Source organism: Enterobacter cloacae complex sp. 370H10, from assembly GCF_050031535.1.
Taxonomy (GTDB): Bacteria; Pseudomonadota; Gammaproteobacteria; order Enterobacterales; family Enterobacteriaceae; genus Enterobacter; species Enterobacter intestinihominis.
The window spans coordinates 4,914,169-4,937,714 of record NZ_JBLGWG010000001.1 but is presented as its reverse complement, the minus strand read 5'-3'; the positions used below and the strand labels follow the sequence as shown (position 1 = coordinate 4,937,714).

Below are 23,546 nucleotides of genomic sequence, written 5' to 3'. Positions count from 1 at the left end.
TTGTAGTGTCCACACAGATTGTCTGATGAAAAACAGCAGTAAAAAATCTCTGCAGGCTTGTAGCTCAGGTGGTTAGAGCGCACCCCTGATAAGGGTGAGGTCGGTGGTTCAAGTCCACTCAGGCCTACCAAATTTTTGCTGATGCTGCGTTGCGGCGACACTCACATACCTGAGTATGCTTCGTGTCACCACGCCTTGCCTCAACAAAAATTACCGGTAGAGAGATAACTACGATGGGGCTATAGCTCAGCTGGGAGAGCGCCTGCCTTGCACGCAGGAGGTCTGCGGTTCGATCCCGCATAGCTCCACCATCCTTTACTGCGAACACAAGAAAACTTCAGAGTGAACCTGAAAAGGTGCACTGCGAAGTTTTGCTCTTTAAAAATCTGGATCAAGCTGAAAATTGAAACGACACACAGCTCATGTGTGTTCGAGTCTCTCAAATTTTCGCAATCAGAAGTGAAACATCTTCGGGTTGTGAGGTTAAGCGACTAAGCGTACACGGTGGATGCCCTGGCAGTCAGAGGCGATGAAGGACGTGCTAATCTGCGAAAAGCGCCGGCGAGGTGATATGAACCTTTGACCCGGCGATGTCCGAATGGGGAAACCCAGTGCAATCCGTTGCACTATCGTTAACTGAATACATAGGTTAACGAGGCGAACCGGGGGAACTGAAACATCTAAGTACCCCGAGGAAAAGAAATCAACCGAGATTCCCCCAGTAGCGGCGAGCGAACGGGGAGCAGCCCGGAGTCTGAATCAGCTTGTGTGTTAGTGGAACGGTCTGGAAAGTCCGACGGTACAGGGTGATAGTCCCGTACACGAAAGCACACTTGCTGTGAACTCGAAGAGTAGGGCGGGACACGTGGTATCCTGTCTGAATATGGGGGGACCATCCTCCAAGGCTAAATACTCCTGACTGACCGATAGTGAACCAGTACCGTGAGGGAAAGGCGAAAAGAACCCCGGCGAGGGGAGTGAAAAAGAACCTGAAACCGTGTACGTACAAGCAGTGGGAGCCTCTTTATGGGGTGACTGCGTACCTTTTGTATAATGGGTCAGCGACTTATATTCTGTAGCAAGGTTAACCGTATAGGGGAGCCGAAGGGAAACCGAGTCTTAACTGGGCGTTAAGTTGCAGGGTATAGACCCGAAACCCGGTGATCTAGCCATGGGCAGGTTGAAGGTTGGGTAACACTAACTGGAGGACCGAACCGACTAATGTTGAAAAATTAGCGGATGACCTGTGGCTGGGGGTGAAAGGCCAATCAAACCGGGAGATAGCTGGTTCTCCCCGAAAGCTATTTAGGTAGCGCCTCGTGAACTCATCTTCGGGGGTAGAGCACTGTTTCGGCTAGGGGGCCATCCCGGCTTACCAACCCGATGCAAACTACGAATACCGAAGAATGTTATCACGGGAGACACACGGCGGGTGCTAACGTCCGTCGTGAAGAGGGAAACAACCCAGACCGCCAGCTAAGGTCCCAAAGTCATGGTTAAGTGGGAAACGATGTGGGAAGGCACAGACAGCCAGGATGTTGGCTTAGAAGCAGCCATCATTTAAAGAAAGCGTAATAGCTCACTGGTCGAGTCGGCCTGCGCGGAAGATGTAACGGGGCTAAACCATGCACCGAAGCTGCGGCAGCGACGCTTATGCGTTGTTGGGTAGGGGAGCGTTCTGTAAGCCGTTGAAGGTGTCCTGTGAGGGGTGCTGGAGGTATCAGAAGTGCGAATGCTGACATAAGTAACGATAAAGCGGGTGAAAAGCCCGCTCGCCGGAAGACCAAGGGTTCCTGTCCAACGTTAATCGGGGCAGGGTGAGTCGACCCCTAAGGCGAGGCCGAAAGGCGTAGTCGATGGGAAACAGGTTAATATTCCTGTACTTGGTGTTACTGCGAAGGGGGGACGGAGAAGGCTATGTCAGCCGGGCGACGGTTGTCCCGGTTTAAGCATGTAGGCGGAGGTTCCAGGTAAATCCGGTACCTTATTAACGCTGAGGTGTGATGACGAGGCACTACGGTGCTGAAGTGATAAATGCCCTGCTTCCAGGAAAAGCCTCTAAGCATCAGGTAACACGAAATCGTACCCCAAACCGACACAGGTGGTCAGGTAGAGAATACCAAGGCGCTTGAGAGAACTCGGGTGAAGGAACTAGGCAAAATGGTGCCGTAACTTCGGGAGAAGGCACGCTGATAGGTAGGTGAAGCCCCTGCGGGCGGAGCTGAAATCAGTCGAAGATACCAGCTGGCTGCAACTGTTTATTAAAAACACAGCACTGTGCAAACACGAAAGTGGACGTATACGGTGTGACGCCTGCCCGGTGCCGGAAGGTTAATTGATGGGGTTAGCGGCAACGCGAAGCTCTTGATCGAAGCCCCGGTAAACGGCGGCCGTAACTATAACGGTCCTAAGGTAGCGAAATTCCTTGTCGGGTAAGTTCCGACCTGCACGAATGGCGTAATGATGGCCAGGCTGTCTCCACCCGAGACTCAGTGAAATTGAACTCGCTGTGAAGATGCAGTGTACCCGCGGCAAGACGGAAAGACCCCGTGAACCTTTACTATAGCTTGACACTGAACACTGGTCCTTGATGTGTAGGATAGGTGGGAGGCTTTGAAGCGTGGACGCCAGTCTGCGTGGAGCCAACCTTGAAATACCACCCTTTAATGGCTGGTGTTCTAACGTAGACCCGTAATCCGGGTTGCGGACAGTGTCTGGTGGGTAGTTTGACTGGGGCGGTCTCCTCCCAAAGAGTAACGGAGGAGCACGAAGGTTGGCTAATCCTGGTCGGACATCAGGAGGTTAGTGCAATGGCATAAGCCAGCTTGACTGCGAGCGTGACGGCGCGAGCAGGTGCGAAAGCAGGTCATAGTGATCCGGTGGTTCTGAATGGAAGGGCCATCGCTCAACGGATAAAAGGTACTCCGGGGATAACAGGCTGATACCGCCCAAGAGTTCATATCGACGGCGGTGTTTGGCACCTCGATGTCGGCTCATCACATCCTGGGGCTGAAGTAGGTCCCAAGGGTATGGCTGTTCGCCATTTAAAGTGGTACGCGAGCTGGGTTTAGAACGTCGTGAGACAGTTCGGTCCCTATCTGCCGTGGGCGCTGGAGAATTGAGGGGGGCTGCTCCTAGTACGAGAGGACCGGAGTGGACGCATCACTGGTGTTCGGGTTGTCATGCCAATGGCACTGCCCGGTAGCTAAATGCGGAAAAGATAAGTGCTGAAAGCATCTAAGCACGAAACTTGCCCCGAGATGAGTTCTCCCTGAGACTTTAAGTCTCCTGAAGGAACGTTGAAGACGACGACGTTGATAGGTCGGGTGTGTAAGCGCAGCGATGCGTTGAGCTAACCGATACTAATGAACCGTGAGGCTTAACCTTACAACGCCGAAGCTGTTTTGGCGAAGAGAGACAGACACGATTTTCAGCCTGATACAGATTAACAGAATTTGCCTGGCGGCTTTAGCGCGGTGGTCCCACCTGACCCCATGCCGAACTCAGAAGTGAAACGCCGTAGCGCCGATGGTAGTGTGGGGTCTCCCCATGTGAGAGTAGGGAACTGCCAGGCATCAAACAAGTGAAGAGGCCATCCGCAAGGATGGCCTTTTTGCGTTTCTGCACCTGCTTCCTTTCCATAAACTAATCACCCATCCCTTCGTATATACGGTAAACTATCCCGGTTTTTGCATCAGGATAGCGTCTATGAATCACTCCCTTAAGCCCTGGAATACCTTTGGTATTCAACGGAATGCTAATCAAATTGTATGTGCCGACAGTGCTCAGCAGTTGCTGAATGCCTGGCAAAACGCAACAGAAAACGGTGAACCCGTACTTATTCTGGGCGAAGGAAGTAATGTCCTGTTTCTCGATGATTTTGCGGGGACGGTAATCGTTAATCGCATCATGGGGATTGAGCGTAAAGAGAGCGCTGACAGCTGGCATTTACACGTGGGTGCTGGCGAAAACTGGCACCATCTGGTGCAATATACCCTTGAAAAAGGGATGCCCGGACTGGAAAACCTGGCCCTCATCCCGGGCTGTGCAGGATCATCTCCTATTCAAAACATCGGCGCCTACGGCATTGAACTGAAAAACGTCTGCGAATATGTCGACTGCATCGAACTGGCTACGGGAAATGCTCAACGCTTAACCGCAGAGCAGTGCCGTTTTGGCTATCGCGACAGCATTTTCAAGCACGACTATCAGGATCGTTTTGTCATTGTGGCCGTTGGCCTGCGTCTGGCGAAAGCATGGAAACCCGTTCTGACTTACGGCGATCTGGCCCGTCTCGATCCGGCTACCGTCACACCGCGTGAGGTTTTTGATTCCGTTTGCCACATGCGAATGACCAAGCTACCGGACCCGAAAGTTAACGGAAATGCGGGCAGTTTCTTCAAAAATCCGGTGATCGGCAGCGAAAATGCGAAAGCGTTTCTCGCTGGCTGGCCAACGGCCCCGCATTATCCTCAGGCGGATGGCAGCGTGAAGCTGGCCGCAGGCTGGCTTATCGATCAATGTGAATTAAAAGGTACTACGCTCGGTGGCGCTGCTGTTCATCGTCAGCAGGCACTGGTGCTGATCAATCAGTCCAACGCGACAAGTGAGGATGTCGTCAACCTGGCGCATCATGTTCGCCAGCGTGTGGGCGAAAAATTTAACGTCTGGCTGGAGCCTGAAGTTCGCTTTATTGGCCGAACGGGCGAAGTGAATGCCGTGGAGACCATTGCGTGAAGGACAATACTATTCCGTTAACTCTCATCGGTATTCTTGCTGATGGCGAGTTTCATTCTGGCGAGCAGCTGGGCGAACAGCTGGGCATGAGCCGCGCTGCCATCAATAAACATATTCAAACGCTCCGCGACTGGGGCGTGGATGTGTTTACGGTGCCGGGAAAAGGCTACAGCCTGCCGGAACCAATCCAGTTACTGAATGAAGAGATCATCCGCAGCCAGATTGGACACGGTAACGTCGCGGTATTGCCGGTCATTGATTCGACGAACCAGTATCTGCTGGATCGCCTGAGCGAGCTGAAATCCGGTGATGCCTGCGTTGCCGAGTACCAACAGGCAGGACGTGGCCGCCGGGGGCGTAAGTGGTTTTCGCCATTTGGCGCCAACCTCTACCTTTCCATGTACTGGCGGCTTGAACAGGGGCCAGCTGCGGCCATCGGGCTGAGCCTGGTCATCGGCATTGTGATGGCAGAGGTGCTGCATGATTTGGGTGCCGATCAGGTGCGGGTAAAATGGCCCAACGATCTGTATCTCAACGATCGAAAGCTGGCGGGGATCCTGGTCGAACTGACAGGAAAAACAGGCGATGCCGCACAGATCGTCATTGGGGCGGGGCTGAACATGGTGATGCGAAACGTGCAGAACGATGTCGTGAACCAGGCCTGGACCAACCTACAGGAAGCGGGGATCACCATCGATCGCAATACGCTTGCCGTCCGCATGATCAATGAGTTGCGTAGTTCGCTGACGCTCTTTGAACAAGAGGGGTTAGCGCCATTCCTTTCCCGCTGGGAAAAGCTGGATAACTTTATTAACCGACCGGTGAAGCTGCTGATTGGGGATAAAGAGATTTACGGCACATCACGCGGCATTGACGCGCAGGGCGCGTTGCTGCTTGAACAGGATGGCGTGATTAAGCCCTGGGTGGGCGGTGAAATTTCGTTACGAAGTGCAGAGTAACCCTCTCCCCACAGGGGGAGAGGGTGTAGCAGGTCACTGCGGATACGGCACCCAATCCCCGGCATTCAGTCGGACATAAGGCTTATTCTGATACTGGATCACCACCGCATTGGCGTTTTCCGATACCTCCGCCGTCTGCGGCAGCCCGCTGGTGAGTTGATCCCAGTTCACGCTATCTTCCACAAACAGCTTACCGTCTACAGCGCGAGCAACCAGTTCCGAGATGGCCAGATAGCTGCTTGGCTGGGTGATCTCAACTGGCGCGCCCTGATGCGGTGCCTTCATGCCAAAGAACTTAATCCCGGCCGGAACATTTGTGATGGACGGGCTTGGGATATCGCGCAGACCAGACACCTGCATCCTGTCGCCTTTCAGCGCTCCACCATGTTCCGGGACCACCACCACCATCACTTTACGACCTGATTTTTCCAGCTCGTTAAAGAACGCGTTCAGCTCGTCAAAGAACTTCTGCGCACGGGCCTTGTAATCGGCCGTTTTGCTTACGCCCGGATAATGGTTCCCGTCGTGAAGCGGCAGCGTATTATAGAACGTCGCGCTACGCGTCCCTTCCTCTTTACCGACGGTGTCGAACCAGCGCTGAAGTACGGCGGTATCGTCATAGACCGGCGAGCCATCGAAGCCCAGTAACGTCACTGGCAGCCCTTTCTGGTCCATCAGTGGGGCCTGCATGCCACCCTGTTCACGCACTTCTTTCAGGAAGTTACCGAACTGACCGTTATGGCCCATCATCAGGTGTTGGGTAAAGCCCAGTTTTGCCAGGTTATCAAACAGGTAACACTGGTTAGCTGCCGGCTGGTAGAGGTTCTTATGCGAGGGCTGCCCACAGCTCGCGCGCAGCAGGCGGATAGCCGCCGGGCCGCTGTACGACGTGGCCGAGTTGAAGTCTTTGAACTGAATATCGAAATGCGACCACAGCGGGTGCGACATCAAACCAGCCGCGTCAACGTCAGCCCAGGACAGAGAACAGATGTTAATGACCAGCAACTCAAACGGCTGAGCATCGGCAGGCAGCGCGTCCGGGAATTTCGTCTGACGCTTATCTTCCGCAGCGTAAAAACTGGAGAGCCACGCGTTCAGGTTCGTAGATGTCGGCGGTGCCGTCTGCGCTGGAATATCCCCAACCACAGGCGTATCCCCTGCTGTCGCGACGGTAGCGGCGGCGGAACCGCCCGTGGTGGTTACGGTTGTCGTCGGCTGACCGGCTGGCCACAGCGAGAAGCTCGGGCCCGTCAGCGTCAGTACGTTTAGCCAGATCATAATCGCGACGACAAACACCGTCACCCGGATCCACTGAGACAGGAACAGCCAGGCAACCAGCAGGACAAATACCGCGCCAATCATCTGCCAGTTAATAAAGCGCTCAACCAGATCGAGCATATAGTCCGCACTGAAACCTGCGACCTGGGAGCCCTGGCTCATAATGCTTTCGGGGCCGGGTAGCCAGGTATCATGCCAGAACAGGGCGAAACCGATAGGGATAGCAATCCAGTGACGTATACGGTGCAGCCTGAGGTTCGGGATTGGCATCAGCAGGAATGCCATAAACACCAGATTAAGCAGCGGGTGGAAATTAAGATAGCCTGCCCACAGCAGACCAAACTTCACCAGAAAGTAGAAATTCCAGCCGGACAGACCGCGCCAGTATTGCCAGAGTGGCGATGGCGCTGAAGAGGTATAGGTAGAATTAGTCATGTTTTCGGTTTGCCTTGACGTTTGAAGCGCGAGTCAGTGTTCCGGCGGGTTTAATATAGCGAGGTTTGACGAACAGTAATCTGATCGTATCGCGAATACGGCGCAGGGAATGGCGTGCATAGTAGCCAAGCGGCAAAAAAATCAGCGCGCACAGAACAACCAGTTGGATGATATCGCTGATATTCATAATGGAACGCTCTCCTTGTTCTCATCCATTAAGCGTAGCGGCTCAGGAACCCGACGCCATACGTGCCCATCATGTTTCGCGTTCAGAACCGGTTTGGCACCACTTGTTACAGGCAACGGTTTGGCCCATTTTTCAGGTGCCAGGGCTCGCATCTGGACAAGCTCAGCGCTGATCAAATTATCTTCAAACCAGACCATGCGGTTCGAGAAAATATCCCCGGTAGGCAGCGGGAAGATATGGTTCAGGGCGGTATCCAGATCGTTCACCCGACAGAAGGAGAGGAACAGCACCAGGCGATTATCGCCAATGGTCATGATATCCCCGATACGATTAGGGCGGCACAAGGTGAGCGCCTGCTCAACGCGAATGCCCGGCACAGGACGCAGGGCAACCATCACCCCTTTTCCGTCTGCCGGTAAAAGCGTATTGCTCATCATGTTGCCCACCGCATCGCAGAAGGTGTCCCATTTCTGGTAGCCGCGCAGTTTCATCGGCTGCGTCATTGAAAGCAGGGTGCTGATATCTTCCGGAACATATCGATTAAACTGCTGGCCCTGAATGCTTTCGATCAGCGTCAGACAGCGCGACAGGGGAGCATTCCAGGGAATGACCATATTCGCGCCGCAGCCCAGTAATAAGCGCTCATCGGTGGCGCGCAGGCTGGTATTATTTTCACGTACCACGATTTTTAACGCGCTGCCGCGCTGGCGACGTAATGTGTGAATGTGCCGTGCCAGCGTTTCGATTTGGTTATTCTGGATCAACGAGAAGATAATGGTCGCCGCCTGCGTGGTGCGCGCCTCATCAAATAAGGCCTCGTTGGTTTCGAATAGTGACCAGTGCTCAGACAGTGCAGGCGCACCTTCCAGTACCGCAATATGACTCAGAACGCGCTTTTCATCACTGCGTGGCTGAACCACCGTCTCTTCCTGTTGAGCAAGATGCCACTCGTCCCCGACATTTTTGAGGGTAAACTGCAGTCGGGAGCTCACCCCTTTTTCATTGCACCAGAAAGCCACGTCGTAAAGATGGCTGTCAGTCTGGACACGAATACTGGCCAGGCCATAGAGGGAACGGTATTCACTCATTAAAAGTGAAAAAAGTTTGTCGTTATTACTGCCCGGGTTAACAACCAATAAGGTGCAATTTTGATTTTTTGCCCATCTGCTGATTCTTCCCAGCCATTTCAGCAGTTTTTCAGACGGGATATTTTGTAGACCGTTTTGAGAACATTTAAGAATCAGTAAATAGTGTTCAGGAACAATAGAGCACTGAATATCGCGGGGCAAAAAGTATAAACTGTCGGCCTCCGCTGGCATGGAAAATAATCGTACTGTCTGGGGTCCACGGTCAGTTTCGAGCCTGATGATTGACTTTGGCTCATCGCCCATCGTAATGACGGCCACGCGGTAATCCTTACCCTGCGCCGCTATCGTCTGGTTTACCAGACTGATGGCATCTTCATTACGATCCGTATTAACCCACCAGACTCCTCCGACTGGCATGTGGCGCAATTCGTCCCATAATGACTGGATGCCAATAGAAAATATGGAGTCCACGGTGTCCCTCTTTTCGTCGAATTTCTATGTCTCTCAGTTTACTAGCGAAAGCGTAGAAATAAACCTAACATTGAAATTAAAGAACATCAGATTTAGCATGTAAATGAAATTTCGTGGGCAGGACGCCTCGCTGCATCTGAATCTTATGATTTTACTCAAAGGGATGAAATAAGAATGCAAAATAACGAACCCGCAACTCCAGTCGACCCAAGCCTGGGTTACACATTCCAAAACGATTTTCTGGCGCTCACGCAGGCTTTTTCATTGCCTGAAATAGATTACACCGATATTTCCCAGCGGGAACAGTTGGCTGCGGCTATTAAACGTTGGCCGTTATTAGCTGAGTTTGCCCAACAACAATAAGGAAGCCATTGATGGCCGTACTAGGATTACAGGGCGTCCGTGGTGGAGTGGGTACAACTTCCGTAACCGCGGCGCTGGCGTGGTCATTACAGGTTTTAGGTGAATCAGTACTGGTTATTGATGCCTGCTCCGATAATTTGCTGCGCATGTCATTCAATGTCGACTTTACGCATGAAAACGGCTGGGGGCGCGCGCTTCTGGACGATAAAGACTGGCGGGATGCGGGTTTGCGCTATACCTCCCAGCTCGATTTGCTTCCCTTTGGTCAGATGACGGAAACCGAACGCGGGAATGAAGCTGCGTTTCAGCGCCTGTTCTCTCGCTTCACCACCGCTTTGCAGAGTCTGAAAGAGAGCGGACACTATCAGTGGATCCTGCTGGACCTGCCGCACGGCGCCGCGTCGCTGACCCGCCAGCTTCTGTCGCAGTGCGACCATGTGCTCTCCATTGCGAACGTAGATGCGAATTGTCATATCCGTCTGCATCAACAGGCAATGCCTGCCAATGCCCATATTCTGATTAACGATCTGCGCATTGGCAGCCAGATCCAGGACGATCTGTACCAGGTCTGGCTCCAGAGTCAGCGCCGCCTGTTGCCAATGGTTATTCATCGTGACGAAGCGATGGCGGAGTGCCTCGCTTCCAAACAACCGCTTGGGGAGTACCGTAGTGATTCACTGGCGGCAGAAGAGATCCTGACGCTGGCCAACTGGTGTCTGCTGCACTTTGCTAAACGGCCGGAGCCTGCCGGGAGTTCAGTATGAGCCGCCTGACCAACTGGTTGCTCATCCCGCCGGTCAGTTCGCGCTTAAGTGAACGCTACCGCCATTACCGTCATCACGGCGCCTCATCGCTGAGCGCTGCGCTGGGCTGCTTCTGGATGATTCTGGCGTGGATGTTCATCCCCCTCGAACATCCACGCTGGCAACGTATTCGTGCGCGCCACGGTGAACTCTATCCGCATATCAACCCTGACAAGCCGCGTCCGCTCGATCCCGCGCGCTACGCTATACAGTCCATCTGGCTTCTGGCGACCTCAACGGGTGCGGAGAAAAAAACGTCACGCTGGCGCAGCTTCGATCGCGTGCAGAACTTACGTGAACACTATCACCAGTGGCTTAACCGGCTACCCGACCGGGTTGGCGATAGAACAGGTCATTTAGATAATCACAAAGAGCTCGGGCACCTTCACCCGGGCTTACGGCGTTTTATTCTCGGCGTGGTGGTGGTGTTCTCGCTCATACTGGCGCTGGTCTGTATTACCCAGCCCTTCAACCCGCTGGCACAGTTTACCTTCCTGATCCTGCTGTGGGGCGTGGCGCTGCTGGTGCGGCGCATTCCGGGGCGTTTTTCTGCCCTGATGCTGATCGTGCTGTCGCTGACCGTTTCCTGCCGCTACATCTGGTGGCGATATACCTCAACGCTGAACTGGGACGATCCGGTCAGCCTGGTGTGTGGGTTAGTGCTGCTGTTCGCTGAGACCTACGCCTGGATCGTGCTGGTGCTGGGTTACTTCCAGGTTATCTGGCCGCTGAATCGACAGCCGGTGCCGCTGCCAAAAGACACGACCCAGTGGCCAACGGTGGACCTCTTCGTGCCGACCTACAACGAAGACCTGTCGGTGGTGAAAAACACCATTTACGCCGCGCTGGGTATCGACTGGCCGAAGGATAAAATCAAAATCTGGATCCTTGATGACGGTGGCCGCGCCGAGTTCCGCCAGTTCGCGGACGAAGTAGGGGTCGAGTACATCGCCCGTACCACGCATGAACACGCTAAGGCCGGTAACATCAACAATGCGCTGAAATATGCCAAAGGGGAGTTCGTCTCTATTTTCGACTGCGACCACGTGCCAACGCGCTCGTTCCTGCAAATGACCATGGGCTGGTTCCTGAAGGAGAAAGAGCTGGCGATGATGCAGACGCCGCACCACTTCTTCTCGCCGGACCCGTTTGAACGTAACCTCGGTCGTTTTCGTAAAACCCCGAACGAGGGCACACTGTTCTATGGTCTGGTGCAGGACGGGAACGACATGTGGGACGCAACATTCTTCTGCGGCTCCTGTGCGGTGATCCGCCGTAAACCGCTGGATGAAATTGGCGGGATCGCCGTCGAGACGGTCACGGAAGATGCGCACACTTCGCTGCGTCTGCACCGTCTTGGCTATACCTCCGCCTACATGCGCATTCCTCAGGCGGCGGGGCTGGCCACGGAATCCCTGTCGGCGCATATCGGCCAGCGTATTCGCTGGGCGCGCGGCATGGTGCAAATTTTCCGCCTCGATAACCCACTGATGGGTAAAGGACTGAAACTGGCGCAACGGCTGTGCTACGTCAACGCCATGTTCCACTTCCTGTCGGGTATTCCTCGGCTTATCTTCCTCACTGCGCCGCTGGCGTTCCTGCTTCTTCACGCTTACATCATCTATGCGCCTGCGCTGATGATTGCCCTGTTCGTTCTGCCGCACATGATCCACGCCAGCCTGACGAACTCGAAAATTCAGGGGAAATATCGCCATTCGTTCTGGAGTGAAATCTACGAAACGGTGCTGGCCTGGTATATCGCGCCGCCAACCATGGTGGCGCTGATTAACCCGCATAAAGGGAAATTCAACGTCACCGCGAAGGGCGGGCTGGTGGAAGAGGAGTATGTCGACTGGGTGATCTCCCGGCCCTATATCTTCCTGGTGCTGCTGAATATTGTGGGCGTAATTGTTGGGGTCTGGCGCTACTTCTACGGCCCGGAAAACGAAATTCTGACGGTCTTCGTGAGTATGGCGTGGGTGTTTTATAACCTGATTATCCTCGGTGGCGCGGTGGCGGTATCAGTGGAGAGCAAACAGGTTCGCCGCGCGCATCGCGTCGAAATCAGCATGCCAGCGGCCATTGCCCGCGACGATGGACATCTCTTCTCCTGTACCGTACATGACTTTTCGGATGGCGGTCTGGGTATCAAGATCAACGGTCAGGCGAAGGTGCTTGAGGGGCAGAAGGTCAACCTATTGCTTAAGCGCGGCCAGCAGGAGTATGTCTTCCCGACGCAGGTGGTGCGTGTGAGAGGAAATGAAGTGGGTCTGCAACTGATGCCGCTGACTAAAAAGCAACACATTGATTTTGTGCAGTGTACGTTTGCCCGCGCGGATACGTGGGCTCTCTGGCAGGACAGCTTCCCTGAGGATAAGCCTCTGGAAAGCCTGCTGGATATTCTTAAGCTGGGGTTCCGTGGCTATCGTCACCTTGCAGAATTTGCCCCGTCGTCGGTGAAATTAATTTTCCGGTCACTTACTTCACTGGTTTCCTGGGTCGTGTCGTTCATTCCGCGTCGACCTGAGCGAGATGAAGCGAAGCAGGCGGACCCGGTTATGGCTCAACAATGATGATAACGCGATGAAAACAAAACTTTCCTGGTTATGTGCAGTGGCAATGGGGATGAGTGCGCTCCCTGCAACAGTGGCTAACGCGGCGCCTGATAACGCAGCGACCACACCCGCGCCAACGGTGCCTGTCGTCGCGCAAGCGACCGATCCGGTAGTGACGGCGGCGCCGGGGCAGACGGAAAACGTCGTCCCGAATCAGCCGACGACGGGGAATACGCTGCCCGCCGACAACCCGGTGGTTGGGCAGGTTATGCCTGGCGTGCCGGGAGCCAGTGCACCGGTGGTTGCGGAAAATACGCCGTCGCGTGACGTTAAGCTGACGTTCGCCCAGATCGCGCCTCCTCCGGGCAGCATGGTTCTGCGCGGCATCAACCCAAATGGCGGTGTCGAATTCGGTATGCGTAGCGATGAAGTCGTGTCGAAAGCGATGCTCAACCTGGAATACACGCCATCGCCGTCGCTGCTGCCGGTGCAATCCCAGCTTAAGGTCTATCTGAATGATGAGCTGATGGACGTCCTGCCCGTCACCAAAGAGCAACTGGGTAAGAAAACCCTGGCTCAGGTGCCGATTAACCCGCTGTTTATCACCGACTTTAACCGCGTGCGTCTGGAATTTGTCGGCCATTACCGCGATGTCTGTGAAAACCCGGCCAGCAGCACCCTGTGGCTGGATGTTGGTCGTAACTCTTCGCTTCAGATGACCTATCAGCCGCTGGCGTTGAAAAACGATCTCTCCGCCTTCCCGGTGCCGTTCTTCGACCCGCGTGATAACCGTCCACTGAACCTGCCAATGGTGTTTGCGGGCTCTCCTGATGTGACCGAACAGCTGGCGGCCTCTATCGTGGCATCCTGGTTTGGTTCCCGCTCCGGCTGGCGTGGCCAGAGTTTCCCGGTTATGTACGACAAAATGCCGGACAAAAACGCGATTGTGTTTGCCACCAACGCCAAACGCCCGGCATTCCTGCGGGACCATCCAGAGGTGAAAGCGCCCACCATCGAGATGATCAGCCATCCCGACAATCCGTACGTGAAGCTGCTGGTGATCTTCGGGCGTGATGATAAAGATCTGGTGCAGGCGGCAAAAGGCATTGCGCAGGGCAATATCCTGTTCCGCGGTAATAGCGTCGTGGTGGATGAGGTGAAACCGCTGCTGGCACGTAAGCCTTATGATGCGCCGAACTGGGTCCGCACCGACCGCGCGATTACCTTCGGCGAGCTGAAAACCTATGAAGAGCAATTGCAGTCAACCGGGCTTGAACCTTCTCCTGTCAGCCTGTCGCTGAACCTGCCGCCGGATCTCTATCTGCTGCGCACCAACGGTATTGATATCAACCTGAACTACCGTTACACCGCGCCGGTAACCAAAGACAGCTCGCGCATGGATATCAGCCTCAACAACCAGTTCCTGCAATCCTTCAGCCTGACCAGCAGCCAGGAGACAAACCGGTTGATGCTTCGTCTGCCTGTATTGCAGGGGCTGCTGGATGGTAAAACCGATGTGTCGATCCCGGCGCTGAAGCTCGGTGCGGTGAACCAGCTGCGGTTTAACTTCCAGTACATGAACCCGATGCCGGGTGGATCGGTGGAAAACTGTATTACCTTCCAGCCGGTGCAAAACCACGTGGTGATTGGTGATGATTCCACAATCGACTTCTCGAAGTATTACCACTTTATCGCGATGCCGGATCTGCGTGCGTTTGCTAACGCCAGTTTCCCGTTCAGCCGCATGGCTGATCTCTCTGAATCGATTATCGTGATGCCAAAAGCGGCCAACGAAGGCCAGGTTGCCACGCTGCTGGACACCATGGGCACCGTCGGGGCGCAAACCGGCTTACCGGCTATCAACGTGACGGTGACGGATGACGGTAGCCAGATCCAGAACAAAGATGCCGATATCATGGTCATCGGCAACATTCCGGACAAGCTGAAAGACGAGAAGCGCGTCGATCTGCTGGTGCAGGCGGCTCAGTCATGGGTCAACACGCCGCTGCGTCAGACCGAGTTCCCGAGCATCATGCCGGACAGCGGCGATCGTCAGGCCAATATCAGGACGACCGTAAGCTCAACGGGTCCAATGGCTGCGATTGTCGGCTTCCAGTCTCCGTATAACGACCAGCGCAGCGTGATCGCCCTGCTTGCGGACAGCCCGCGCGGCTATGAGCTGCTCAACACGGCCATGAACGACAGCGGTAAACGGGCGGCAATGTTCGGTTCCGTCTCGGTGATCCGTGAGTCGGGGGTAAACAGCCTGCGCGTGGGGGATGTCTACTACGTCGGTCATCTGCCGTGGTTCGAACGCCTGTGGTACGCCCTCTCTAACCACCCGGTGCTGCTGGCCGTGCTGGCTGCGCTCAGCGTTGTATTGCTGGCGTGGGTATTGTGGCGTCTGCTGCGAATCATCAGCCGTCGTCGTCTTAACCCGGACCATGAGTAAGCCGTGATGAAAATCTTTCGCGGGTGTGTAGTCGCAGCGTTGATGCTGGCGGCGGCGAATCTGCATGCCGCCTGTCGCTGGCCTGCCTGGGAGACGTTCAAGCAGGATTATATGAGCGAAAGTGGGCGCGTCATTGATCCCAGTGACGCGCGCAAAATCACCACCTCCGAAGGGCAAAGCTATGGACTGTTCTTTGCCCTGGCAGCAAACGATCGCAAGGCGTTCGATCTGCTGCTGACATGGACGCGCGATAACCTTGCCGAGGGGGATTTAGCCCAACATCTCCCGGCGTGGCTGTGGGGGAAAAAGGACGACAACACCTGGGCGGTTATCGACCCTAACTCCGCGTCCGATGCCGATATCTGGATTGCCTGGTCGCTGCTGGAAGCCGGGCGGCTGTGGAAAAATCCCGATTACACGCGCACGGGTAAGGCGCTGTTGACGCGCATTGCCAGTGAGGAAGTGGTGAAGGTGCCGGGGCTGGGTTCTATGCTGCTGCCGGGTAAAGTCGGTTTTGCCGAAGAGAGTGTCTGGCGCTTCAACCCCAGCTACCTGCCGCCGCAGCTTGCGAGCTATTTCACCCGTTTCGGCGCACCGTGGACAACGCTCCGTGAAACCAACCTGCGTCTGCTGCTGGAGACCGCGCCAAAAGGATTTTCCCCGAACTGGGTGAAATACCAGAAAAAGGGCGGCTGGCAGTTGAAGCAGGATACGACCCTGATCGGCAGTTACGATGCGATTCGCGTCTATCTGTGGGTAGGTATGATGAACGATAACGATCCGCAGAAAGCCCGGCTACTGGCGCGTTTCAAGCCCATGGCGACCACCACAATCAAACAAGGCTTACCGCCGGAAAAAGTGGACGTAGCGACCGGAAAACGTACCGGAGATGGGCCGGTAGGGTTTTCTGCCTCCCTGCTTCCATTTTTACAAGAACGGGACGCGCAGGCGGTGCAACGCCAGCGTGTCGCCGATCGTTTTCCCGATAACAATGCTTATTACAGCTACGTTCTGACCCTCTTTGGACAAGGGTGGGATCAGCATCGTTTTCGTTTCACCGCGCAAGGTGAATTACTACCGGATTGGGGCCAGGAATGCGCACGTTCACACTAAATCTACTCGCCTTATCGCTTGGCCTGGCGCTCATGCCCCTGGCCCAGGCCGCCAACTCCCCGCAGCAGAGACAGCTGCTGGAACAGGTTCGTCTGGGGGAATCCACCCAGCGTGAGGATTTGGTGCGCCAGTCGCTCTATCGCCTTGAGCTGATCGACCCCAACAACCCGGACGTGATTGCCGCTCGCTTCCGCTACCTGTTACGACAGGGGGATACGGCGGGCGCGCAAAAAGAGCTGGATCGCCTGAAAGGAATGGCACCCGATTCCAGTGCGTACCAGTCCTCCCGTACGACCATGCTGCTCTCCACGCCGGATGGTCGCCAGGCCCTCCAGCAGGCTCGCCTGCTCGCCACCACCGGGCACACGCAGGAAGCTATTGCCGCGTATGACAAACTGTTTGACGGTAATCCGCCCAGCGGCGACATCGCGACGGAGTACTGGAACGTGGTGGCGAAAGAGCCTGCCCGCCGCAATCTGGCCATTAATCAGCTGAAGAAAATCAACGCCAGCAGTCCGGGCAACGCCCCGCTACAGGCTTCGCTGGCGCAGCTTCTGTTCCAGAGTGGACGGCGTGATGAAGGGTTTGCGGTTTTACAGGAGATGGCCAAATCGAACAATGGCCGCAGTCAGGCGTCGGACATGTGGTACCAGCAGATCAAAGATCAGCCGGCCAGCAGCGCCAGCGTTACCGCGCTGCAACAATACCTGAGCGTGTTCAGCGATGGCGATAACGTGACGGCGGCGCGCGCCCAGCTTGAAGCGCAGCAAAAACAGCTCGCCGATCCGGCGTTTCGCGCCAAAGCCGAAGGGTTAGCCGCAGTGGATGCCGGGCAGGGCAGTAAAGCGGTAACGGAGTTGCAGAAAGCAGTCAGCGCCAACCACGCCGACAGTGAAGCCGTAGGCGCGCTGGGGCAGGCCTATTCGCAGAAAGGCGATCGCGCCCGCGCGGTTGCGCAGTTTGAAAAGGCGATCGCCCTCGATCCGCAGAGCGACAACCGGGGCAAATGGGACAGCCTGCTGAAGGTTAACCGATACTGGCTGCTGATCCAGCAGGGTGATAACGCCCTGAAAGCCAACAAGACAGCCCAGGCGGAACGCTATTATCAGCAGGCGCGCAACATTGACAATACGGACAGCTACGCGGTCCTGGGGCTGGGTGACGCGGCGGCGGCGCGCAAAGATAACGACGCGGCTGAACGCTATTATCGCCAGGCATTGCGGATGGACAGCGGCAACAGCAACGCGGTACGCGGTCTTGCCAATATTTATCGCGAGCAGTCTCCGGAGAAGGCGACGCAGTTTATTCAGTCGCTCTCTGCCAGCCAGCGCCGCAGCATTGATGATATTGAACGTAGCCTGACGAACGAGCAGCTCTCGGCTCAGGCTGAACAGCTGGAAAGCCAGGGAAACTATGCGCAGGCCGCAGAAATTCAGCGCCGACGCCTTGCGCTTTCCCCGGGCGACGTGTGGATCACCTACCGGCTATCACGCGATCTGTATAGCGCGGGTCAGCGCAGCCAGGCGGATAACCTGATGCGTCAGCTGGCAAGCCAGAAACCGGGCGATCCGGATCAGGTTTACGCCAGCGGGCTGTACCTGTCCGGTAACGATCGGGACCGGGCCGCGCTGGCGCATCTGAACACGCTGCCGCGCGACAAGTGGAACGGCAACATCCAGGCGCTGGCGGACCGCCTGCAAAGTAACCAGGTGCTGGAAAACGCCAACCGCCTGCGCGACGGTGGAAAAGAGCAGGAGGCGGAAGCGCTGCTTCGCCAGCAGCCCCCGTCCACCCGTATTGACTTAACGCTGGCGGACTGGGCTGAACAGCGTGGCGATCACGAGGCCGCGAAAACCGCCTACAACACCGTCCTGCAACGGGAACCGCAGAACGAAGACGCAATTCTCGGCCTGACCGAAGTCAATCTTGCTCAGGGCAACAGGGACGCCGCTCGCGCTGAGCTGGCGAAACTGCCCGCGGCACAAAACGGCGAACCGCTCTCCCTCAATATGCAGCGCCGGATCGCCATGGCGCAGGCCGGTCTGGGCGATTCAGCCGCGGCAGAAAAGACCTTCAACACCATTCTTCCGCAGGCAAAATCGCAGCCGCCTTCTATGGAAAGTGCGCTGGTGATGCGTGATGCCGCCCGCTTCCAGGCACAAAATGGTCAGCCTCAGCAGGCGCTGGACACCTGGAAGGATGCGATGGTCTCATCGGGCATCACGACGACCCGTCCGACCGATAACGACAGCTTTACGCGTCTTACGCGTAACGATGAGAAAGATGACTGGCTGAAGCGCGGCGTGCGCAGCGATGCAGGCGATCTTTATCGTCAGCAGGATCTGAACGTCACGCTGCAACACGACTACTGGGGATCCAGCGGCACGGGGGGCTATTCCGACCTGAAAGCGCACACCACTATGCTCCAGGTGGATGCGCCGCTATCGGATGGCCGCATGTTCTTCCGTAGCGATCTGGTCAATATGAACGCCGGTTCCTTTGATACGGACAATGGAACCTACGATCCAACGTGGGGTACCTGCGCCGAAACGCCATGTCACGGCAGCACGAACCAGTCGGCCAACGGCGCCAGCGTGGCCGTCGGCTGGCAGAACAACACCTGGGCGTGGGACATCGGTACAACGCCGATGGGCTTCGACGTGGTCGATGTGGTGGGCAGCCTGAGCTACAGCAACGACTTGGGGCCGATTGGCTACACCCTGAACGCCCATCGTCGTCCGATTTCCAGCTCTGTGCTGGCCTTCGCCGGGCAAAAAGATCCCAATACCGACACCACCTGGGGCGGCGTGCGTGCTACCGGTGGCGGCGTGAGCATGAGCTACGACAAAGGCGAAGCTAACGGGATCTGGTCAAGCCTGAGTGCCGACAGCCTCACCGGGAAGAATGTCGAAGATAACTGGCGGGTCCGCTGGATGACCGGCTATTACTACAAGCTTATCAATCAGAACAACGAGCGTCTGACGGTCGGTGTGTCCAACATGCTCTGGCATTACGATAAGGATTTAAGTGGCTATTCGCTGGGCCAGGGCGGTTACTACAGTCCCCAGGAGTATGTGTCGTTCGCCTTACCGGTGAACTGGCGTAAACGCACAGAGAACTGGTCATGGGAACTGGGCGGTTCCGTCTCATGGTCCCATTCAAAAACAAAAGATGTGATGCGTTATCCGTTGCAGGGGCTGATCCCGGACAATGAGCCAGGCCGTTATACCGATAAAGGTGTGATGGGAACCGGAAGTAGCTCGTCAGGGACGGGTTATACCGCAAGGGCGATTGTTGAACGCCGTGTGACGTCCAACTGGTTTGTCGGTCTGGGCGTCGATATTCAGGAAGCGAAAGACTATACCCCGAGCCATGCGCTGCTCTATGTTCGGTATTCTGCCGCAGGCTGGCAGGGTGATATGGACTTACCGCCGGAACCGCTGGTGCCTTATGCAGACTGGTGATCGGATTTTTGCTTAATCTAATTGTAAGTCTCTCTTAAAAGTGCAGCTATCGGGTATACTCGGGCGCACCAGGTTTACGCCCTGGTGCGCCCTGCGCTTCGAGTTTTGTGGAGAGTCATTTTGCGTGTCAGCCGTTCCTTAACGATCAAACAGATGGCGATGGTGTCTGCCGTCACAATGCTGTTTGTCTTCATCTTCTGCGTCATTTTGCTGTTTCATTCCGTACAGCAGAATCGCTATAACACGGCTTCGCAACTGGAAAGTATTGCCCGCTCGGTGCGGGAACCCCTGTCGGCCTCGATCCTGAAAGGGGATATCCCCGAGGCGGAATCCATCCTGAAGCGCATTCAGCCCGCCGGTATCGTGAGCCGCGCCGACGTCGTGCTGCCGAACCAGTTCCAGGCGCTGCGGATGAGCTTTATCCCGGAGCGTCCCGTCCCGATGATGGTGATGCGCCTGTTTGAACTGCCGGTGCAGATTTCCCTGCCTCTCTATTCCCTGGAAAGACCGGCTAACCCGCAGCCGCTGGCCTATCTGGTACTACAGGCGGACTCGTACCGCATGTATAAATTCGTCATGAGTTGGGTTGCTACGTTAGTGACTACTTACTTACTTTTAACCTTAATGTTGAGCGTGGCGCTGACGTGGTGCATCAACCGGTTAATTGTGCATCCGTTGCGCCGCATAGCCCGGGAGCTGAATGACCTCTCTCCGCAGGAGCATATGGGGCATCAGCTTCCCTTGCCGCGTCTGCATCACGACGATGAAATCGGCATGCTGGTCCGCAGTTACAATATCAACCAGCAGCGTGTCCTGCGTCAGCAGGAAGAGGTCAGTAATAACGCCACCCGTTTCCCGGTTTCCGACCTGCCAAACAAAGCGTTTTTAATGGCCCTGCTGGAGCAGACCGTCGCTCGCCAGCAGACTACCGCGCTGATGGTGATTGCCTGCGAGACCTTGCAGGACAAGACGGGCGTGCTGAAAGAGAGCCAGCGCGAGATGCTATTACTGACGCTGGTGGAAAAAATCAAATCTGTGCTGGCGCCGCGCATGGTACTTACCCAGGTCAGCGGCTATGACCTGGTGGTGATTGCGCACGGTGTAAAAGAGCCGTGGCACGCTATTACGCTAGGTCAGCAAGTACTCACTGTCATAAATGAGCGGCTACCCATTCAGGGTATCCAGCTACGCCCAAGTGCCAGCATTGGTATCGCAATGTACCACGGTGGTCTGACCGCCGAGCAGTTATACCGTCGGGCTTTCTCAGCAGCGTTTACCGCGCGCCGAAAAGGCAAAAACCAGATCCAGTTCTTTGATCCGGAGCAAATGGAAAAAGCCCAGCAGCGCCTGACGGAAGAGAGCGACATTCTGACGGCGATGGACAATCGCCAGTTTGCGCTCTGGCTACAGCCGCAGGTGGATTTGCGCACGGGTGAAGTGACCAGCGCCGAAGCGTTGCTGCGCATGCAGCAGCCGGACGGCACGTGGGAGCTGCCTGAGGGGATGATCGAACGTATCGAGTCCTGCGGACTGATGGTCACCGTCGGATACTGGGTGCTGGAAGAGTCGTGCCGCCAGCTTGCGGCCTGGCAACAACGGGGCATCACGCTGCCGCTGTCGGTGAATCTTTCTGCGCTACAGCTGATGCACCCGACTATGGTGCCGGATATGCTCGAGTTGATCCATCGCTACCGCATCCAGCCCCACACGTTGATCCTGGAAGTCACCGAGAGCCGTTGTATTGACAATCCTGACGACGCTGTCGCCATTCTGAAACCGCTGCGTAATGCCGGGATCCGCATTGCGCTTGACGATTTTGGTATGGGGTATTCCGGCCTGCGTCAGCTCCAGCACATGAAAACCCTGCCGGTGGACGTCCTGAAAATCGACAAAACCTTTGTGAAAGGGCTGCCGGAGGATTGCAGCCTGGTGCAGGCCATTATCCAGATGGCGCACAGCCTGAACCTGCACGTGACTGCCGAAGGTATTGAGGCCGAAGCCCAGCGCGAGTGGCTGGCTGCGGCGGGTGTGGAGAGCGGTCAGGGCTTCCTGTTTGGCCGCGCCGTGCCGACGGATACCTTTGAGCGACGCTATCTCGCCGACGCTGGCAATAACGCAAAAGTGTAATTTTGTTGCTGGCTTGTGCGAGCCAGCTCAAAGTTCTTAACATTTGTGTTTCAAATTTGAACCCCGTTTATTTCTGTCCTGTTATGTGGGTGTTATTTTAAAGCCGCAGGTTAACCATAACCTTACAAAGCCTGTAGTTATTCTTTCCAGGGACACCCTATGAAAACCTCACTCTTCAAAAGTCTTTACTTCCAGGTCCTGACAGCCATCGCCATCGGTATTCTGCTCGGTCACTACTACCCGGAGCTGGGCGCGCAAATGAAACCGCTTGGCGACGCGTTCGTTAAACTCATCAAAATGATCATCGCGCCGGTCATCTTCTGTACCGTGGTGACCGGTATCGCTGGCATGGAAAGCATGAAGGCGGTCGGGCGTACGGGGGCGGTTGCCCTGCTGTACTTCGAGATTGTCAGTACCATCGCGCTGATTATCGGCCTGATTATTGTCAACGTGGTACAACCTGGCGCGGGCATGAACGTTGACCCGGCCACGCTGGATGCGAAAGCGGTGGCGGTTTACGCTGAACAGGCGAAAGATCAGGGGATTGTTGCCTTCCTGCTGGACGTGATCCCGAGCAGCGTGATTGGCGCGTTCGCCAGCGGAAATATCCTCCAGGTACTGCTGTTTGCCGTGCTGTTTGGCTTTGCCCTGCACCGTCTTGGCAGCAAAGGTCAGCTGATTTTTAACGTCATTGAAAGCTTCTCGCAGGTTATCTTCGGCATCATCAACATGATTATGCGTCTGGCCCCGATTGGTGCCTTTGGCGCGATGGCCTTCACCATCGGGAAATACGGCGTCGGCACGCTGGTACAGCTTGGCCAGCTGATTATCTGCTTCTATATCACCTGTATTCTGTTTGTGGTGGTGGTGCTCGGCTCCATCGCTCGTGCGACCGGCTTCAGCATCTTCAAATTTATCCGTTACATTCGTGAAGAGCTGCTGATTGTCCTCGGCACATCCTCTTCTGAGTCCGCGCTGCCGCGTATGCTCGATAAAATGGAAAAGCTGGGCTGCCGTAAGTCAGTGGTGGGGCTGGTTATTCCTACGGGCTACTCCTTTAACCTGGACGGCACCTCGATTTACCTGACGATGGCGGCGGTCTTTATTGCTCAGGCCACCAACAGCCACATGGATATCTTCCATCAGATTACGCTGCTGGTCGTCCTCCTGCTCTCCTCGAAAGGGGCGGCGGGCGTAACGGGTAGCGGATTTATCGTGCTGGCGGCCACTATCTCAGCAGTTGGCCATCTGCCGGTGGCGGGTTTGGCCCTGATCCTCGGTATCGACCGCTTTATGTCTGAAGCCCGCGCGTTAACCAACCTGATTGGTAATGGTGTGGCGACGGTTGTGGTGGCGAAGTGGGTAAAAGAGCTGGATCACAAGAAACTTAACGATACGCTGAATAATCGCACATCTGAGGACAAAACCCCCGGTTTATCCTCTTAATCCCTCATAAATGCCCGTATTCCCTTGTGGGGATGCGGGCACCTGCGCATAATAACCGCTCATACCTG

13 protein-coding genes, 2 tRNA genes and 2 rRNA genes are annotated in these 23,546 nt (G+C 55.6%); 14 read left to right on the top strand and 3 right to left on the bottom strand.

The genetic code is table 11. The features are described from left to right. The first annotated feature begins 53 nt into the window (after nucleotides 1-53). The 6 genes from ACQG2Q_RS24370 to birA all read left to right on the top strand — a co-directional run bounded on the left by ACQG2Q_RS24370 (nucleotide 54) and on the right by birA (nucleotide 5,696). A tRNA-Ile gene (locus tag ACQG2Q_RS24370) sits at nucleotides 54-130 on the top strand. Nucleotides 131-235: 105 nt separating this feature from the next. Continuing rightward, nucleotides 236-311, top strand: a tRNA-Ala gene (locus ACQG2Q_RS24365). Nucleotides 312-481: 170 nt separating this feature from the next. Next, nucleotides 482-3,387: ribosomal RNA gene (locus ACQG2Q_RS24360) — 23S ribosomal RNA — on the top strand. A gap of 71 nt (nucleotides 3,388-3,458) precedes the next feature. Beyond that, nucleotides 3,459-3,574: ribosomal RNA gene (gene rrf / locus ACQG2Q_RS24355) — 5S ribosomal RNA — on the top strand. Between the two features lie 134 nt (nucleotides 3,575-3,708). Continuing rightward, complete coding sequence (gene murB / locus ACQG2Q_RS24350) at nucleotides 3,709-4,737, top strand: UDP-N-acetylmuramate dehydrogenase (RefSeq protein WP_063850333.1); 1,029 nt, start codon at nucleotides 3,709-3,711, stop codon at nucleotides 4,735-4,737. Then, on the top strand, nucleotides 4,734-5,696 hold the full coding sequence (gene birA, locus ACQG2Q_RS24345; protein WP_003861169.1) for a bifunctional biotin--[acetyl-CoA-carboxylase] ligase/biotin operon repressor BirA: 963 nt from the start codon (nucleotides 4,734-4,736) through the stop codon (nucleotides 5,694-5,696). The genes murB and birA overlap by 4 nt, the downstream gene beginning before the upstream one ends. A gap of 33 nt (nucleotides 5,697-5,729) precedes the next feature. On the opposite strand, the gene bcsG is transcribed toward birA, so the two are convergent. Genes bcsG through bcsE form a run of 3 tightly spaced genes read right to left on the bottom strand, consistent with a single transcriptional unit; the run spans nucleotide 5,730 to nucleotide 9,155 of the window. Further along, a complete protein-coding gene (bcsG, locus tag ACQG2Q_RS24340) occupies nucleotides 5,730-7,409 on the bottom strand; it encodes a cellulose biosynthesis protein BcsG (protein ID WP_023298844.1) in 1,680 nt (559 codons plus the stop codon). Beyond that, nucleotides 7,402-7,596: a cellulose biosynthesis protein BcsF gene (bcsF, locus tag ACQG2Q_RS24335; protein ID WP_022649733.1), complete on the bottom strand. Its 195-nt coding sequence runs from the start codon at nucleotides 7,594-7,596 to the stop codon at nucleotides 7,402-7,404. The genes bcsG and bcsF overlap by 8 nt, the downstream gene beginning before the upstream one ends. Beyond that, entirely contained in the window at nucleotides 7,593-9,155 is a 1,563-nt protein-coding gene (gene bcsE / locus ACQG2Q_RS24330; protein ID WP_063850335.1) for a cellulose biosynthesis c-di-GMP-binding protein BcsE, read from the bottom strand. Before bcsE ends, bcsF begins: the two co-directional genes overlap by 4 nt. A gap of 174 nt (nucleotides 9,156-9,329) precedes the next feature. On the opposite strand from bcsE, the gene bcsR reads away from it, so the two are divergent. The 8 genes from bcsR (at nucleotide 9,330) to dctA (ending at nucleotide 23,478) form a co-directional block, all read left to right on the top strand. Continuing rightward, nucleotides 9,330-9,518 carry a cellulose biosynthesis protein BcsR gene (bcsR, locus tag ACQG2Q_RS24325; protein WP_022649731.1) on the top strand — a complete coding sequence of 63 codons (189 nt, stop codon included), beginning with the start codon at nucleotides 9,330-9,332 and terminating at the stop codon, nucleotides 9,516-9,518. A gap of 11 nt (nucleotides 9,519-9,529) precedes the next feature. Beyond that, a complete protein-coding gene (bcsQ, locus tag ACQG2Q_RS24320; protein WP_023298843.1) occupies nucleotides 9,530-10,282 on the top strand; it encodes a cellulose biosynthesis protein BcsQ in 753 nt (250 codons plus the stop codon). Continuing rightward, nucleotides 10,279-12,894: a UDP-forming cellulose synthase catalytic subunit gene (bcsA, locus tag ACQG2Q_RS24315; protein ID WP_023298842.1), complete on the top strand. Its 2,616-nt coding sequence runs from the start codon at nucleotides 10,279-10,281 to the stop codon at nucleotides 12,892-12,894. The genes bcsQ and bcsA overlap by 4 nt, the downstream gene beginning before the upstream one ends. A 10-nt stretch (nucleotides 12,895-12,904) precedes the next feature. Continuing rightward, nucleotides 12,905-15,328 (top strand): cellulose biosynthesis cyclic di-GMP-binding regulatory protein BcsB, encoded by a 2,424-nt coding sequence (bcsB, locus tag ACQG2Q_RS24310; RefSeq protein WP_074169658.1) that lies wholly within the window; start codon nucleotides 12,905-12,907, stop codon nucleotides 15,326-15,328. Nucleotides 15,329-15,334: 6 nt separating this feature from the next. Further along, entirely contained in the window at nucleotides 15,335-16,441 is a 1,107-nt protein-coding gene (gene bcsZ, locus ACQG2Q_RS24305) for a cellulose synthase complex periplasmic endoglucanase BcsZ (RefSeq protein ID WP_023298840.1), read from the top strand. After that, complete coding sequence (bcsC, locus tag ACQG2Q_RS24300) at nucleotides 16,423-19,905, top strand: cellulose synthase complex outer membrane protein BcsC (protein ID WP_063151251.1); 3,483 nt, start codon at nucleotides 16,423-16,425, stop codon at nucleotides 19,903-19,905. Before bcsZ ends, bcsC begins: the two co-directional genes overlap by 19 nt. Nucleotides 19,906-20,025: 120 nt before the next feature. After that, the gene (hmsP, locus tag ACQG2Q_RS24295) at nucleotides 20,026-22,032 is read left to right on the top strand and encodes a biofilm formation regulator HmsP (protein WP_063850344.1); all 2,007 of its coding nucleotides are present in this window, start codon (nucleotides 20,026-20,028) and stop codon (nucleotides 22,030-22,032) included. A 159-nt stretch (nucleotides 22,033-22,191) separates the two neighbouring features. Then, a complete protein-coding gene (gene dctA, locus ACQG2Q_RS24290) occupies nucleotides 22,192-23,478 on the top strand; it encodes a C4-dicarboxylate transporter DctC (RefSeq protein ID WP_022649724.1) in 1,287 nt (428 codons plus the stop codon). Nucleotides 23,479-23,546: the final 68 nt, after the last annotated feature.

Coding starts and splice junctions, on each gene's coding strand:
- murB (WP_063850333.1), top strand. CDS start 3,709: ATGAATCACTCCCTTAAGCCCTGGAATACCTTTGGTATTCAACGGAAT.
- bcsG (WP_023298844.1), bottom strand. CDS start 7,409: ATGACTAATTCTACCTATACCTCTTCAGCGCCATCGCCACTCTGGCAA.
- bcsF (WP_022649733.1), bottom strand. CDS start 7,596: ATGAATATCAGCGATATCATCCAACTGGTTGTTCTGTGCGCGCTGATT.
- bcsR (WP_022649731.1), top strand. CDS start 9,330: ATGCAAAATAACGAACCCGCAACTCCAGTCGACCCAAGCCTGGGTTAC.
- bcsQ (WP_023298843.1), top strand. CDS start 9,530: ATGGCCGTACTAGGATTACAGGGCGTCCGTGGTGGAGTGGGTACAACT.
- bcsA (WP_023298842.1), top strand. CDS start 10,279: ATGAGCCGCCTGACCAACTGGTTGCTCATCCCGCCGGTCAGTTCGCGC.
- bcsB (WP_074169658.1), top strand. CDS start 12,905: ATGAAAACAAAACTTTCCTGGTTATGTGCAGTGGCAATGGGGATGAGT.
- bcsZ (WP_023298840.1), top strand. CDS start 15,335: ATGAAAATCTTTCGCGGGTGTGTAGTCGCAGCGTTGATGCTGGCGGCG.
- bcsC (WP_063151251.1), top strand. CDS start 16,423: ATGCGCACGTTCACACTAAATCTACTCGCCTTATCGCTTGGCCTGGCG.
- dctA (WP_022649724.1), top strand. CDS start 22,192: ATGAAAACCTCACTCTTCAAAAGTCTTTACTTCCAGGTCCTGACAGCC.